11 protein-coding genes are annotated in these 14792 nt (G+C 53.0%); 7 read left to right on the forward strand and 4 right to left on the reverse strand.

The window, feature by feature from the left end:
- Positions 1 to 469: 469 nt before the first annotated feature.
- Positions 470 to 979, reverse strand: a complete 510-nt coding sequence (locus ACIOU6_RS26345) for a hypothetical protein (RefSeq protein ID WP_401139528.1) — start codon at positions 977 to 979, stop codon at positions 470 to 472.
- Positions 980 to 1409: 430 nt separating this feature from the next.
- On the opposite strand from ACIOU6_RS26345, the gene ACIOU6_RS26350 reads away from it, so the two are divergent.
- A protein-coding gene (locus ACIOU6_RS26350) for an IS3 family transposase (protein ID WP_401139531.1) occupies positions 1410 to 2572 on the forward strand; the annotation gives its coding sequence in 2 pieces (ribosomal slippage) (positions 1410 to 1665 and positions 1665 to 2572; 1164 coding nt in all).
- Between the two features lie 321 nt (positions 2573 to 2893).
- Here ACIOU6_RS26350 and ACIOU6_RS26355 read toward each other — a convergent pair.
- Positions 2894 to 3997: a hypothetical protein gene (locus tag ACIOU6_RS26355; protein WP_401139534.1), complete on the reverse strand. Its 1104-nt coding sequence runs from the start codon at positions 3995 to 3997 to the stop codon at positions 2894 to 2896.
- Between the two features lie 336 nt (positions 3998 to 4333).
- Here ACIOU6_RS26355 and ACIOU6_RS26360 point away from each other — a divergent pair, with 336 nt between their 5' ends.
- The 4 genes from ACIOU6_RS26360 to ACIOU6_RS26375 all read left to right on the forward strand — a co-directional run bounded on the left by ACIOU6_RS26360 (position 4334) and on the right by ACIOU6_RS26375 (position 9816).
- A complete protein-coding gene (locus tag ACIOU6_RS26360) occupies positions 4334 to 5197 on the forward strand; it encodes a hypothetical protein (RefSeq protein ID WP_401139536.1) in 864 nt (287 codons plus the stop codon).
- A gap of 6 nt (positions 5198 to 5203) precedes the next feature.
- Complete coding sequence (locus ACIOU6_RS26365) at positions 5204 to 7372, forward strand: S8/S53 family peptidase (RefSeq protein ID WP_401139539.1); 2169 nt, start codon at positions 5204 to 5206, stop codon at positions 7370 to 7372.
- A 175-nt stretch (positions 7373 to 7547) separates the two neighbouring features.
- Positions 7548 to 8576 carry a trypsin-like serine peptidase gene (locus ACIOU6_RS26370; RefSeq protein WP_401139542.1) on the forward strand — a complete coding sequence of 343 codons (1029 nt, stop codon included), beginning with the start codon at positions 7548 to 7550 and terminating at the stop codon, positions 8574 to 8576.
- A 370-nt stretch (positions 8577 to 8946) separates the two neighbouring features.
- Complete coding sequence (locus tag ACIOU6_RS26375; protein WP_401139545.1) at positions 8947 to 9816, forward strand: HET-C-related protein; 870 nt, start codon at positions 8947 to 8949, stop codon at positions 9814 to 9816.
- 10 nt (positions 9817 to 9826) lie between these two features.
- Here the strand turns inward: ACIOU6_RS26375 and ACIOU6_RS26380 are convergent, their stop codons facing one another.
- Entirely contained in the window at positions 9827 to 11047 is a 1221-nt protein-coding gene (locus ACIOU6_RS26380) for a hypothetical protein (protein WP_401139548.1), read from the reverse strand.
- A 2-nt stretch (positions 11048 to 11049) separates the two neighbouring features.
- On the reverse strand, positions 11050 to 12180 hold the full coding sequence (locus tag ACIOU6_RS26385; protein WP_401139551.1) for a nucleoid-associated protein: 1131 nt from the start codon (positions 12178 to 12180) through the stop codon (positions 11050 to 11052).
- Between the two features lie 412 nt (positions 12181 to 12592).
- Here ACIOU6_RS26385 and ACIOU6_RS26390 point away from each other — a divergent pair, with 412 nt between their 5' ends.
- Together ACIOU6_RS26390 and ACIOU6_RS26395 are read left to right on the forward strand one after the other, a co-directional pair.
- The gene (locus ACIOU6_RS26390) at positions 12593 to 13234 is read left to right on the forward strand and encodes an AAA family ATPase (protein ID WP_401139554.1); all 642 of its coding nucleotides are present in this window, start codon (positions 12593 to 12595) and stop codon (positions 13232 to 13234) included.
- Positions 13235 to 13408: 174 nt separating this feature from the next.
- A complete protein-coding gene (locus ACIOU6_RS26395) occupies positions 13409 to 14380 on the forward strand; it encodes an ATP-dependent nuclease (protein ID WP_401139557.1) in 972 nt (323 codons plus the stop codon).
- Positions 14381 to 14792: the final 412 nt, after the last annotated feature.

Raw genomic sequence — 14792 nt, forward strand, 5'->3', positions numbered from 1 at the left:
GGTTCGATCCGACGGCGTTTGACTGCGAGTGGGTCAATCAATGGTTGAAGCAGGCGAAGGTCTGATCAGCAAGAGGGTGTTGGGCGTACGCTTACTTCAGACCTATTGTTTCCACGAATCGAGTTGGCAAATCCGATTCAATTGGTAGGTCAGATTGAATGCACACGGGTAGGCAACTCCGCGCAATGCCCCTCTCAAAGCTGACCTCTTGATGAAGGCCTTCATTATCCCAATGATAGGTCGTTTAAGACGACAGGCCTTGTATTCTTGCATCTCGGTGCACCACTGATTATCAGTCGGTTAAAACGACTGATCAAAAATAAGAGGTACTGCCGATGGATACAATAGAACTACCTGCGGAGGTGTCGTGGGGGATGCTTGCGGTAGTACCTACTCAGCAATTCTTCACACAGACCGTGTCGAATTGCTGAGCCCCATGGCTAGCCTCAAGGCGCCTAGGCAGTCGCACCTACTTCATCTGACTTACCGTCAGCGTCAAATAATATGGACATTTTTCCACTGGAGTATCGACATTGCAGGTCAATCGGATGAGCTCTGTATCTCCGACTGCTAAAGCTTGAGAAGTACCACGTGCCTCATATAAGCGTTGATTGGGAACCTGAACGGATAGGTCTCCAGGAAGCTTTGAGAAACCTTCAAGGTGGGACTGTAGAATGTAGTAGTCGACGACTACACCATTAGCCCAATAGGGTGTGAATGAGAGTTCAACCCCAGAAAGCACAACTCCGCGGACCGGTTCATCCTTTTTACCTGTGTGGACAGAGCTTTTGTTGTATGGGTTCGGCATCATGTTTCTGTAGGAATAGGGGCCATTCAGGCGTACCGGGGCAGAAGTGTGACCATCAACCTCCTTACCGTTGTGTACAAGCGTCCAAGTCAAGGAAACAGTCTGAGGTTCAGCAGCTTGGGTCGGCAGCGCCAGGACAACGGCAACGAGCAGTAAAGCTTTCTTCAGCATAAATTCAAAATATCCCTGTAAATTGATAGATGTAGCGCCTACCCCAGTGATCCTAAACTTGCTTGTTCTCATGTGCATCCCAAAACGGTGCCTAGAATTTCCCACTGTTAAATCGACTTATGAACCCCGAAAAGTCTCGCGACTTGTCACGTGAGAGGATCTGCTCATCGCTATGCGCCATGGGTGTCGGGCTGATGACTATGCCTAATAGAGTTGGTGTGAAGATGACCTATGGGCTCTCGTACAAAGGATACGGGGCTGCGGCCTTCTGACGCGCTTGCTCGAAGGCATCGAGTAACGCTTTACCCAGCTCGCTCAGGCTGCCTGAGTGAAGACCTCTTACTCTCCTTCCGAAACAGCGGAAATTGTAGTGGTCTAATGAAACCGGACACCCATTTAGGCGAGAATGCTCGCCAGATCGAGGTGTCAGATGACCAAACAACGCCGTTCCTTTACTCCTGAATTCAAGCGCGAGGCTGCTGAGCTCGTGCTCAAACAAAACTACAGCTACATCGAAGCCAGCCGTTCACTCGGCATTGGCGAGTCGGCATTGCGCCGCTGGGTTGACCAGATTCAGAAAGAACATAAAGGCATCACCCCGCAGAGCAAGGCGCTGACGCCGGAACAGCAAAAAATTCAGGAACTGGAGGCCCGGATCGCTCGGCTTGAGCGAGAGAAATCCATACTAAAAAAGGCTACCGCGCTCTTGATGTCGGAAGATCACGAGCGTTCGCGCTGATTGGCCAGTTAAGCGCCCATGAGCCGGTTGATTGGCTGTGCAAGGTGTTTGACGTCACTCGCTCGTGTTACTACGCCCAGCGCCTGCGGCGCCGCACGCCCGACGTTGAACGGCTTCGATTGCGTAGTCGCGTCAGTGAGCTGTTCTCGCAAAGTCGTAGCTCTGCGGGCAGTCGCAGCATCCTGTCGCTGATGCGTGAAGACGGTGAGCAACTCGGTCGATTCAAAGTGCGTAGCTTGATGCGCGAGCTTGATTTAGTCAGCAAACAACCCGGCTCCCATGCCTACAAACGAGCAACAGTAGAAAGACTCGATATCCCGAACACATTGAACCGCGAGTTCGATGTGCCAGCGCCCAATCAAGTCTGGTGCGGCGATATCACCTACATTTGGGCGCAAGGAAAGTGGCATTACCTGGCTGTCGTCCTGGATCTTTGCACGCGTCGGATCGTGGGTTGGGCGCTGTCGGAAAAGCCAGACGCTGAGCTTGTGATCAAAGCGTTGGATATGGCCTACGAGCAGCGTGGCAGGCCTTCGGATCTGCTATTCCACTCGGACCAAGGATCGCAATATGTAAGCCGACTCTTTCGCCAGCGGTTGTGGCGTTATCGCATGCGTCAGAGCATGAGTCGTCGAGGAAATTGCTGGGACAACGCGCCGATGGAGCGCGTGTTCCGCAGCTTGAAAACTGAATGGATACCGACCGTGGGCTACAGAACTGCTCAAGAAGCCCAGCGCGATATCAGCCATTTCTTGATGCATCGGTACAACTGGATTCGACCCCATCAATTCAACCGTGGGCTGGCGCCAGCTCGGGCCGAAGAAAAACTTAACGTCGTGTCCGGGATTAGTTGACCACTACACATCATGGAGCTTTCAAATTGGGTAGAGATGCGCGGCTCGGCTGAAGTTGCAGTCAACGTTCGGAACGCCTTGGCAGCGATAGACCGAAACGAAGAGTTCATCAAGATGGCCCTAGCGATGATGACACCAGAGTGAACATTATCAGAAGCGGTCGCACGCTCTGTAATCTACTGATACCCATTTATAGCGTGACTTGGCCCGCGCCTTAAACATAGGCGGTGAGCCATGCCGCGAATCGACCACCAAAAACGCCAAACACCCACACCCTAGACCAGCAGAATCAGGGAGTATCACAGGCTGCGGGATGGACCGTTATTTGGCGCTTTCTTTTTCGAGCTTACTTTTCAAAGCTTCTTTCGCAATGGGACCGAGGGCATCGGTCACAGCCTTGATCTCCGCCTTGCTTTTCGAGTCCAAGCCCGCAAGGGCTCCGGTCTCGACCACGGAAAACTTCAGGTACACGCTGCCGGATGAATAAAACGGTGTGGGTTTTGAATAATTGTAGCTTTCGATACCCACTCTCTTTGACGTCAGCGAGGCATTGCTGTTGGGGTCAGCAACAGATATCCCTCCGATACTTACAGCATCCGAAGAACTTTCCTTTCGCTCGCCATCTTTGTAGGAATCAGCGGCAGCTGCGATCGAAATTCCGACCTTTCCCTTCCCACCCCCATCATCCTTGGTCATGGCCAGACTGGTTTTCGAAGACAGGAGGATCGGTGAAAATTGGAAAGCTAGGACATCTGTCTTTCCGGTATCAAACGACTTCTTGCTGAGAAGAATGGACATCTGCGTATCCGCTACCTTCCCTCCTTTTATTCTTGCCAAGACGACGCACTTAATTTTTTGCCAATCGGCGGCATTTCCGGACCAAGTGGCACTCCACGTTTTGATCGACTTTTGCTGCACTTCATCGACTTTGCTATTCGCCGCGGCAACCGCTAAGTCCCAGACAGTACCGCCCAATGCCGTGAGTACAGTTGCTGGGAGAATTGCCAAGCCAGCGGGTTGCGCGTCAGTACACGCGGCTCGCCAACCACCGCCATCGTCGCTGAAACCGAATAAGGCTTCCCATTGTGATTTTGTCTTGTTGCCGTTCGCGTCCCGGTCACCGAACACACTTGAGGTGACAGGAATAATCGCGGTCCATTCTTCTTCACCGCTTGACGGATCAATAGTCGGGGTTGTGATTATCTTTAGTGTTTGACAACCACTCAGCATTAAAAAGGTGAAGGCAACCAGTATTAGGCTTCGCATACACATACGCTCCGTGTCTTCCCGCACTGAAGGATATTGCAATTTGCCACTAGTCTTAGCTGTATAGCTGATCCTGCTGATTGCGGCGAGAGAGGCCCAACAAAAAAATATGTCATCGAAAGGGTTCTTTTCTCGCGACTCATCGCCAATCTGGCGCAATTGATGTCATCCCAAGGTACCTGCCTTCGGCTGGTGCACTGGGATTTCTGCGGCGAAATGCCAATCCTGCTCCACGGAAATTGTTTTTGCAGTTTCAACAGAACATGGCTATACAGATTACATACCCAAAGTGCGTGAACCGTGATTGGCGGGTTGGAAAAGTAGTGCATCCGAATGCAAGCAAGGCAGCATTATCGCCTCGCGGTTTTTACATACTTTTATCGATCACGTTACACAAGGACAGCGGCGAGGCGTTGGGTAGTTTGCCGCCAAGTCTGTACCGGCACCGATTCATGCTGGTACGGATGTGCCGACCCTTCACCTGAGGGAACATCCATGCGCCTTATCGTAATCTTTTCACTCCCGATTGCAGTCATCCTTGGTCTGCTATTCGGTAGTCAAGCAATAGCACAGTCAAAGCTCACTAAGGCAGATATTAACTCGGCGATTGCCGCTCCTTCGCTCAATGAAGCGCTAGCCATATTCCTTCCCAAACTGCCCCAAGTGGTGATTCCTGAGCAGGGCAATGCCGTCTACTACGTGCTCGAAGGCGATTTATTACTCAACCATGAGGGTGTGGAATCCTATCTGATGAGTCACCGCCAAGGCATTGTTCCAGCACGCGATGGCGAATTACTGGTCATGACTCAAATGGGAAAGAAGGTGATTTGGCAACCCGGTCAACGCAATTTGACCTATGCAGTAGCTCGCAACACGTTTCCCACGCAGACGCAGTACCAGGAGGTCGTGAACAATATGCGTGAGGCGGCGAATGACTGGTTGTTCTGCGCTGAATGCGGCCTGACCATCAAGCACCAAGAGAAGTTCGACGCCAACCCGAAGCCCGGGGAGGTGACTTTCATTGTGCGTTATGTGCCGAACGAGACCGACTTCATCGCCGCAGCATTCTTCCCGAACTACCCGCAGGCCATGCGCCAAGTCTTCATCGCTCCGAGTTATTTCACCACCACGGCCAACCATGTCGGCGTCCTGCGGCACGAACTTGGGCACGTGCTTGGCTATCGCCACGAACATATCGTCGGCATTCCTGGCTGCGCATTGGAGGACGGAAACTGGGTTCCAGTAACGCCCTACGATTCGCACTCTGTCATGCACTATCTCTGCGGCGACGGAGGATCGATGACTATGGCACTGCAAGAGACCGATAAGGCCGGACATCGCATAGCCTATGGGGAGTGATCAGGTATGCGTTGGCTTCAGATCCTCTCCGTAGCGGCGATGCCGGTTCTGGCACAGGAATACGACAGACCGCTATTGCCGAAGCTCGATCCTTCACAGGTCCAGCAGCTCAGGCGTGATGCTGTCGCACCTGTGATCAAGAACAAGTTGTCACCATCCCCTCTCGAGAGCGGCGTGCTCGTTTCCTTCGAGGGCGGAAATGTCGGTGAGTCCATTGCCCAAGTGTTGCAACAGCTCGCGAATGGCACGGCGCTACCGGACGAACGCTACACAGTGCAGCCCGGCGATACGCTTTGCGGTCTGCTCGATCACCGCGGCTACCCTCCGCCCTGCCCGCCGCTACTCAAGATCATTGACCTGCTCAATCCGGGCCTAGGGCTATCAACGCGTGCGCTTCAGGCGGGCGAGGTCATCAGACTGCCAGTGTTGGAGTTGCGCTCGGCGGTGGCGATCAAGCCAGTGCCAGGTGGCACCCAGAACAAGGATGGCGTCTGCACGCCTCCTCCTTCGTTAAGCGGGCAGCTCAAAAACTGGTCGCGGCTGGAGCCCCGGTTCGTTGACTGCATTCCCGGCTCAGGGAGTACTGAGCAAGGGGTGTCGTTTATGCAGTATCGCGCCTACCAATTGCTGATCCCAACCAGCGACGATGACATCTCCCACCTGCTCCTCGATGACCTCAAATCCAGCAAGAACGCCAACATTCGTTTCGACCTGATTCCGCACAATTTGCCAGAGGGTAAGTTGAATCAGCTCGTTGATTCAGAAAATCTATCCGACGCTTGCGCCAATGGGCTGACGAATGATCCGCCCTTTGACTACAGAGAATTGTTCGACTATGACCGTGATGCGCTGCCGGCCGTACGCGAGGCATTGGCGCCTGACGGGGTGGCTCGCCAACCCAAAACTGTCCCGGTTCACCTAATCGATACTGACATTGCCAGAGCCCCAAATCTTTACCCAGCTTATGGCGAAATGGCACCAACAACTCCGTGGACATGCCACTGGAAACATCCATTTCACAACCGTTATCACGGCACACACCTGGCTAGCCTGATTGCCAGTCAGGATAACGGCTATGGCTTTCGCAGCTTGGCCAGTAACGCGGTGATCTTTCCGTATGTCTGGAACGTCGTGACGGATGACGGCAAGGTAACGGCGATATCGAAGTCTCGCCATATCAAGTTGCAACAGGAAATCAATGCTAACGCAGACGTGCCGCCCGGAACATCTCGCCCCCTCTATGTGGCCGCCACCTCGTTTGATCTGATCAAGCTCAAGCCCTCCGGAGACCAACTTGATAACAAAGAGCTGCGCTGGGAGGAGTCGCTCTCGAAAGCTATCCAATACTCCCCTTCATTGTTCATCTTTTCGGCAGGGCAAATTGACGATAAGAAAACCCAGTCTCCGGTCGAGCTATCAACGACCTCGATACTCACGCCACAAAATCTCGGCGATTTGCCGAACGTTGTCGTGGTCACCGCTTGCATAGACTGCAAGCGCGACCACACAGATCTCATGCCCGAGGCTCATTTTGGAGGAGGAACTAACCCAGTCGTCCATGTTGCTGCCCCTGGCGGCAAGCCTATCCTGGGATGGGTGACCGCCGAAGACATTGGTGCGGGACGTGGTACGTCTCAGGCGACAGCGCTCGTTGCCGGTGTAGCAGCCGCCATGCTCGGCGCATGGCCTGAAAGCTATTCTTCCCCCTCGGCAATCAAGAGTCGCCTGCAGGTAACCTCACGGCCAGTGCCGCCGAATTCCAACGGTTCGACTAATCCTGCAGCGGGAAAGATCGCTTCCGGCGTTGTAGATCCAATCCTGGCATTGCTCGATCCGAGCCGGCATTGGCTCAAGCAGGGAGGTAACTGGAAAGCAGTAAAGATTCGCGAATTAACGCCGAAGCAGATCCGCTTTGAAGACGACAACGGCGCACAGAATGAAGTGCTCGCCCGCGCCTTGCGCCGTATTGTCAGTATGCCTGATGGTACGCAGGCAGCATATTCCAACGATGCGATAGAGAACAATACACCGCCAGGCACTGTGCGGCGCATAGGCCCCACTCGGGTGACAGATGGCACTCTGACGTTGTGTGACAACCCCAATCCCCTTCAGCTGTCGCAAGTGCAGGATCTGATCATTGCTCTCAACGGGGTGACCTCAAATGAATGCCGATAGAGGAATCGTGCTCATCGTGGCACTTCTATTCGCTACGCCTACGCTTGCCGAGCAGTGCAGGCCAGCGGAGGCAGTTACCAGCTTCGGTGCTTGGTTTACAGACGGCACCCGGTTGACACCGGCTTACCCTGATCACACCGTTATCGCCCAAACACCGCAGCTAGTGGCGCGCAGCATGAAACTTCGTATCGAAGTCGCCGCTGGAAACGATCGACAATGGCATCTGGTCATTTACGATCCCGACTATCGTGTACTGGCGAGCCTTGGCCCGACAGACTTTACTGACGACGAAGGTAAACTGACCAGGCCACGCTGGACCGGCCGACTCTACAACGACCGCGTCCATGTAGAACTGGTCACAGCAAAGCCGGACTCCGACATAGTGCTTACCATCCCGGCCGGGATCGCCTTGCCGGCAGAGAGCAGCGAACAGCATCTTTTCTCTGCACAAAACATGCAGGATCCGCATTGGAGCGATCTGTACAAAAGCCAAGATACCAAGCCACGGAAGGCCGGCGCCAAGGTTGCAATGCTAATGACAGGGCAGCAGACACCCGACGGGGGGAAAAGCGCCTGGTGTTGCTCGTCTGTCATGATCGGCCCCAACTTGGCGCTGACTAATTGGCATTGCGGCGGAGACAACCAATGGATGGCCCCATCGGACTATTGGCAAGGCAGCGTGTGTTCTAACTTGACGTTGGATCTGGCCTGGGACGGCGGTTCTGTGCGTCGGCAGTATAACTGCGTCGCAGTTGAGGTACAGGACCGGCGCCTTGACTTTGCTGTTCTGCGTTTGCAGCCAGTCGTCGGTACCGGCGGAATGGTCGGTGAATCCGTCTATGAGCGTCTCGATACATCACCAGATGTCGCAATCGGCGATGCCTTTCTCATCCACCACGCACTCTGTCAAACAAAACAGCTGAGCAGTAAATGCAGCATTCGCTCTATCGTTCAGACGAACTGGCTCGCGGATGGAACGAAAACTGACATTACCCATGACTGTGACACTGAGCACGGATCATCCGGCGCTCCAATCTTCAATGACAAAGGACAACTAGTAGCGCTGCATCACGTCGGTTTCGAGCGCGACCCTCAAACCTGCAAAGCTATAGATCACGTCAACAAGGGCGTGCGCATCGGCGAGATCATCGCCTACATAAAGGCGAACCACCCCGCTCTGGCGAGCGAGCTGAAGTTACCATGAGACGATCGAACTGGTTGAAGCGCCTCAAGGCTTCGGTCCTTTCCGCGCTTGATAAAACAGCGGCACACCGACCATCCGCTGCGTGTCGATCACTGCGAGTCATACCCACGAAACGAGTTGTCAAATCCATTGCAACTGATTGGTCAGGTCGAACGCACGCGGGTGGGAAAGTCCGTGCAATAACCCACTCACTGCAGCCCTCTTGGTGAGAGCTACATTATCCCGACATAGGTCGTTTAAGACGACTAATCTTGCATTCTTGCATTCTTGCATTCTTGCATTCTTGCATTCTTGCATTCTTGCATTCTTGCATTCTTGCATGTTGGAGCAGCACTGATTATCAGCGGCACAAGAGACAGGGAGAGTAAGTATGCTGAGCCGTGCCGTAATGACTGTGGGGGCCATTGCGCTTTTTATGCAATTGGCCTACGCCGAAGATACCCCAAAAAAACCTCCGCCCCCACCCGACATCGTGCCGACTCTTCATCAGAGCAATCCGCCAGTCTTATGCGTCGGATGTGATGGGATATTCGACATGAGGACCCACAAAGAGGTGCTCGAAAACTTATCGGCAAACCCCTACCTCGCCGAACTGCGCAAGGCCCTCTATCAGCAAGACATCGTTCATCAGTTCGAGTCCAAGGCGCATTTTGATAACTGCGACTTTGACTCAGCGATCACCTACGTTACGAGCCTGCTGGATGAGGCGGACGAAGAAGTGGGTACTGCAATGAAGGCTAAGAGTGTCGGTGACCTAAAAACGATGGAGATCGCCGCAGGCAGCGCATTTTTTGCCATCGGACAGGCCCTGCATGCTGTGCAGGACTTTTACGCACACACCAACTATGTAGAGATGCAGGCGCCCAAAGCCAATAAGGTCACTGATATCGAAGTCGTCGCGCCGTGGCGACCCAAGGGGCGTGACCGCATCAATGAACTTCGCGAGGAAGGCCTCTACTCGGGTTACGTCTTCTGGGGTTTTCCGCAGAAGTGTCCAGCGAACACAACGTCGCATGGTGATCTTGCAAAGGACACCGCCACTACTAAGAGCGGAGCGAAAAAGCTTCCTCATTTACAGGACCTTAACCAATACAACGTGGCAGTGTTTCTCGCCAGTCAGGCTTCGTTAGAACTGATGAAGGATGCATTCAAACGATGGCCTCTGCTCAAGGACCTAAACGGACGGCGTGTAGCCTTTGAGACGCTAGTAGACCGCCGCGGTATCGACGGAAAGAACTGACCACTACAGTTCAGACACCGCGAATAGTCGTCAACAGCCAAACAATGCCGTCCCAGTACTTGATCGCTGCCAACACTAAAGCCCCGACAATTGGTAGCAAGGACAGTCCCTTCAGCAGTCGAAAGGTCCTGGTTAGCGTTAGGCCCTGCTTGCCCACCTGATCGATGGTGATCCTAAGCAGGCGTTGGAGTTTTGGTGGGTAGGTTTTTATCTTGTCTTTGAAATCATCGAAGATGACATTGAAGCTATGAAGCAGGCGCTCCGTTTGCAGCATCTGATTGTGCAAGATCGCAAGCAGAACCACCGAGACCACCGCCAGCCCGAGGACAAGGATAAAACCTTCGAACTTTGAGGTGGTTTTTTCCAGTGCTACCAAGCCGGCCAACGATATCGGGAGGGCGAGCATCTTGCCGGCGATGTCACCCAACACTCCGCTTAGCTTGGTGCCATAGTCGATTTCAGCCTGGGCCACTTCACGCCGGACCCGCTCAAACGAGAAACTATAGACGTAAGTTTGGAGGTTGGCGCGGTAAGTGGCCAAGACCTCTCGCCACTCCCGCACGATCACCACAAGCAAATTCGGCTCGCTTTCGAACTTCTCGATAACGCTCGCAACGGCCATCCGAATCATCAATTTGCGTTCGGAGAGGTGCGCCTTGTTTTCATTTTTTCGATTGAGAATTTCTTCCAATAGGCTCAAGTGGTTGAGTTCATAGTCGAGCACTTTGACGTCGACCTGTGTAGGGAGCAAAAATGTTCTCGGGGGCTTCGCCCCATCAGGCGGTAAGGCAAAAAATAGGTTATAGCCATCCGGGCTGCTGTCTTTGTCAACTCCGATCGCCAGTAGCGCAAGCAACTCAATGAGCCGACAAACGCGCCTGAGAGACTTGATCTCCGTGAGTTCAATGTCATCGCAGTCCGCCCAGCGAAGCTCAGTGATGTAAACATTGCTCGGAAATTGCCCCTTGCCCAACGAACCATTTCGCGCGACAAACTCGCCCAAGCTGCGGTAAAAATGGCCCGACTCATTCGATGGCAAGCGAAATTCAATTTCAAGAGAGTCTGCCTCTTCAGAAAGATGCTCAAACTTTCCATAGGCAGCCGGCAACTCATCACACATTCGTAATGCGCTAATGATTTCGGCCGTTGGCGCGCCCTCGTAACTGACGACCCCGTCGTCAATGGTGGGCGCTCCAAGGGCACGGTAGAGTGCTACCACATGAGAGAACATTCTCAGCCGTTCCTTGCCAGCAGTTCTTTCTCGATCACATCAATCAGCTCGGTCGTCATGTTGGACAGGGTCAACTTCTTCCGACCTTCATCGTAATAGACGTCTGCGGCAGGATCCTTTCCAAGCGCTCCGCGTTCGAACTGCAGCGACCAATTGGAAGCATCTCCTTTGATCCGAGTCTTCTCCTTCAGCGTTTTAGCGTTGACCGTAAAATCGTCAGGAACCTTGTTTTTTTCACTATTCAAATAATCTTTCAGGCCAGCGATTTCATCCACTAGGTCAGCAGGAACATGAGCGACGGCGGCGTGAACAATGGAATCCAATCGTGCTGACTTGCCTGCTGCCAATTGAACCTCTAGATATTTGATTACCGCCTCTTTAGCCCTGTAGCCGAAGCTTTTCAACGATTTGTTGTCGCGAAAGAACTTGGCAACGTTATCGATAGCATTTTTCGTAGCACGCCCCGAAGCCACTCCTTTTGCACAACCCAGTGCAGATATGAAGTAGTCGGATGCCTGACTGTCGCGGCCACGACTAATGAAGCACAGGTAGGTGGAGTCGGCTTCCTCTGCCGTCTCACTTTCGGGCGTTTCGGGTATTGGGGCGGCAGCAGCCATAGCCTGAATGGCGACAAAGCTACCCAAGTTGATCCGAGCGGCCTGCTGAACTTTGCTCAGATCTACTTCCTGAATCTCCTTAGGCACATAATTTTCGTCCAGCTGAATGCCGCCGCGCTCCTTCATGCTGGCAACCAGGAAAAAGTTGGATGCGCCTGAAGAGTACTGGGCGCACAGAATATGTCCGCCGGTCGACAGCACTTGATGACCGGCCTGTTCAACCAATTGATCCATAGCCAAGTGGGTCAACTCGATGAAGTTAGCTTCATCATCCTGGACGGCTACGAACTCGGTAAAACGCCTTGGAAATGGGCCTTGGCGCTCATCATTAGCGAACTGACCATAAACCACGCTGTTACCTTCCTTGCCGATGAGACCGTGAATCCCATTCACAAGGAATTGTAACGCCGGGTTTTCGGTATTGAGCACCACCTCTTTTTTCACCACATCGGAGATGAAGCTAGTCTTTGCCAGCTTTTTGAAGCTGTGGATGATGGCGGTTCTCAGTGTGATCATAGGTCGAATTCCGTTCCGATAACATCAATATGGAATCACTAAAAATAACACCTTACCCAACAAACTTCAGGGCTTATCTCGGGGAGCGAAAGCGCCAAAAGAGGTCGTTATCTAACTCATGAGCGCTGTCGCAACCACCACATAACTGTACATCCATACAGTATAATGATCCAGACCGTTCGTCATCGGCGAGTGAGGGACAACTGTATAGACCTAGCTGGAGCTGAAGCATGACTGGGATGGCGATGTCTCCGAAAAATCAACTCAGATGCATTTCCGTAAGCCGTGCAAAAAGTGCGGGTAGGGTTCGCAAGAAACTCTCCTATATTGACTATCACGGAAGTCGGAAAGGCTCGGCAGCCGGAAAGGAAATTTTCTCTAGTCGCTCGTTGAGTCCAAAGGAAATGATGTGATGAGAGTAGCGATCTTGGATATCCGTAATTTTCGGGGTATTCGCGAAGGAAGCGTTCATTTCAAAGATCATCCGGTACTGATCGGCGCCAATAACACCGGCAAAACCACCGTGATAGAAGCGTTGACGCTTCTTCTTGGACGGGAGCGCATGATCCGAGAGCTCACCGAACATGACTTCTTTGGTTCAACCCCCCAGCCCGCCGACAGGATAAAGCTGGTTGCAACGATTACAAACTTTCCTTCCGAAGACCCTTATCAAAATACTGATTGGTTCAGAGATGGTAGAGGTGTCCCAAAATGGCTAGACGAAACCAACGGCAAAATCAGCGCTGTTCGTACCGACCTGGCCTCGAAACTCTGCTGCCAAATTGGTGCTCAAGCCTATTTTGACCGTGACTCTCTATCAGTTGAAATGGTGCGTTACTTCCACGACCATGATAGTCCGATGGATCCTTTCGCAGAGGACTCCCCGGTAGGCGTACCGCCGCGACTGATCAAAGAAATCGGCTTTTATCTTGTACGTGCGAGCCGAACTTGGGACAAAGTTTTCTCGTGGGGAAGTGAGTTATTCCGACGCACGCTGCAAGCCGCAGCAGCCCAGCCATCCGAGGCAATTTTAGCTGAGCGCGATCGACTCTGAAGTCCGGAAGCTCCTATCGAGAGCGATGATCGGATCTCGCCACTGATTCAAAACGTAAATGCCGAGTTGGCGAGATGCATACCGAACGCCCCTCTTGTTCAACTGCGAGTAACGAGCACCGATAGCCGATCGCTCCTCGATTCTGTAGCAGCACATTTTGCTGTCGTCGGGGGATTGGGCGTACCTGCGGCCAGGCAAGGTAGCGGCCTAGTCTCTCTGCAAGGCTTGTTACTACTCCTTGAACTGGGTCGAGGACGAGCAGCAGCTGGAGAGGGATTCTTAATGGCCCTTGAGGAGCCTGAGCTTCACCTACCACCTGCGGGACAACAACAGCTAGTACAACGAGTACAGGCACTCTCTACTCAAACCTTTATAACCACGCATTCCCCATTGATAGCCGCCGTGTCAGATCCGACCTCCGTCTTGATCCTTCGCAATGTAAATGGCTACCTCTCGGCGCTACCTTTTTTGGCCGAGCCATTGCAACCGGATGCCCAAAATTGGAAGCGGAAGTTCTTCCAACAAAGTCGCGTGGACGTACTTTCTGCGCTTATGCACCCGTGTGTATTGGTACCCGAAGGCCGTGCTGATTTTCTGCTGCTAAAAACTGTTCTGCGCCCTCTGATGTTGACCGAAGGTTGGTCTACAGCCATGCACGCTATGTTTGGCCTTGAGGTCGGAGTGGTCCCCACGGAGGACGCCAAAGTAGTTGAGATATTCCAGCTGCTATCGGCTACCCATCAAAAAGTTTGTTGTCTGGTGGATGGTGATAAGGATGGAAAGCGCTATATCACCAGCCTCCTCGAGGAGCCTGCTGCTCCTTCATCCATAATCCGGTGGGCAGACGATGAAATGATTGAGGACGCCATCGGCTGGATTCTCGCCGCGGACGTGGAACACGTCATTGGAACACTCGCGGAGTTGACGGAGACTACCCCCGCAACCGTATCGGATATCGTCGATCACTTAAAAAATAAAAAAGTCGACGTGATCTGTTATGAGTCCGTTGCCGACGCAATAGTGAACTCGCCTCTGTGTCGCGCCCGAGCAGCCGATTTATTTAGCTGTTTAGCGCTCGCATGCGCGGGAACCGCCAACGCACACTTCGTTGCTGACCAACAAGGCGTCTGGGTGTTCCATCCATGACAATCCAATCGTTCTCTGGGGCAGCCGGCTGTGGAAAGACTTTTCAGTTGATGGCAACGCTAGCTGCAAGGTTGGAAGACCAACCCCTACTTACGTCTCAAAAGGTTTTAGCCCTTACCTTCATGCATGGATCGCGCAGGCGCCTGGACGATCGATTGGCTGGAGTCGCGGCACTACGCCGCCAGTATGAATGCACAACGATCGATGGATTTGCCTGGCGAATCGTCAGCAGATGGCAGTCGCTCATCGAGCAGTTCGGCATGGCGCACCCGCAAGTTAGTGATTATGAGGTGGTCTGCCACGTCGCAGCGTGGACAAGCCCCATGAAAGACAGGACACCGTTTCCCCCTTACGATAAGGGATAGGCAAACGGTTATGTTTATGACTAATAGCAACGACAAGAGTGGGGAGC

The sequence above is a fragment of the Pseudomonas sp. NPDC087615 genome (assembly GCF_044743445.1).
Classification (GTDB): Bacteria; Pseudomonadota; Gammaproteobacteria; order Pseudomonadales; family Pseudomonadaceae; genus Aquipseudomonas; species Aquipseudomonas baetica_A.

Excerpts from the sequence above, each read along its gene's own strand:
- ACIOU6_RS26360 (WP_401139536.1), top strand. The coding sequence starts at position 4,334 with ATGCGCCTTATCGTAATCTTTTCACTCCCGATTGCAGTCATCCTTGGT.
- ACIOU6_RS26390 (WP_401139554.1), top strand. The coding sequence starts at position 12,593 with ATGAGAGTAGCGATCTTGGATATCCGTAATTTTCGGGGTATTCGCGAA.
- ACIOU6_RS26380 (WP_401139548.1), bottom strand. The coding sequence starts at position 11,047 with ATGTTCTCTCATGTGGTAGCACTCTACCGTGCCCTTGGAGCGCCCACC.
- ACIOU6_RS26375 (WP_401139545.1), top strand. The coding sequence starts at position 8,947 with ATGCTGAGCCGTGCCGTAATGACTGTGGGGGCCATTGCGCTTTTTATG.
- ACIOU6_RS26365 (WP_401139539.1), top strand. The coding sequence starts at position 5,204 with ATGCGTTGGCTTCAGATCCTCTCCGTAGCGGCGATGCCGGTTCTGGCA.
- ACIOU6_RS26345 (WP_401139528.1), bottom strand. The coding sequence starts at position 979 with ATGCTGAAGAAAGCTTTACTGCTCGTTGCCGTTGTCCTGGCGCTGCCG.
- ACIOU6_RS26385 (WP_401139551.1), bottom strand. The coding sequence starts at position 12,180 with ATGATCACACTGAGAACCGCCATCATCCACAGCTTCAAAAAGCTGGCA.
- ACIOU6_RS26370 (WP_401139542.1), top strand. The coding sequence starts at position 7,548 with ATGAAACTTCGTATCGAAGTCGCCGCTGGAAACGATCGACAATGGCAT.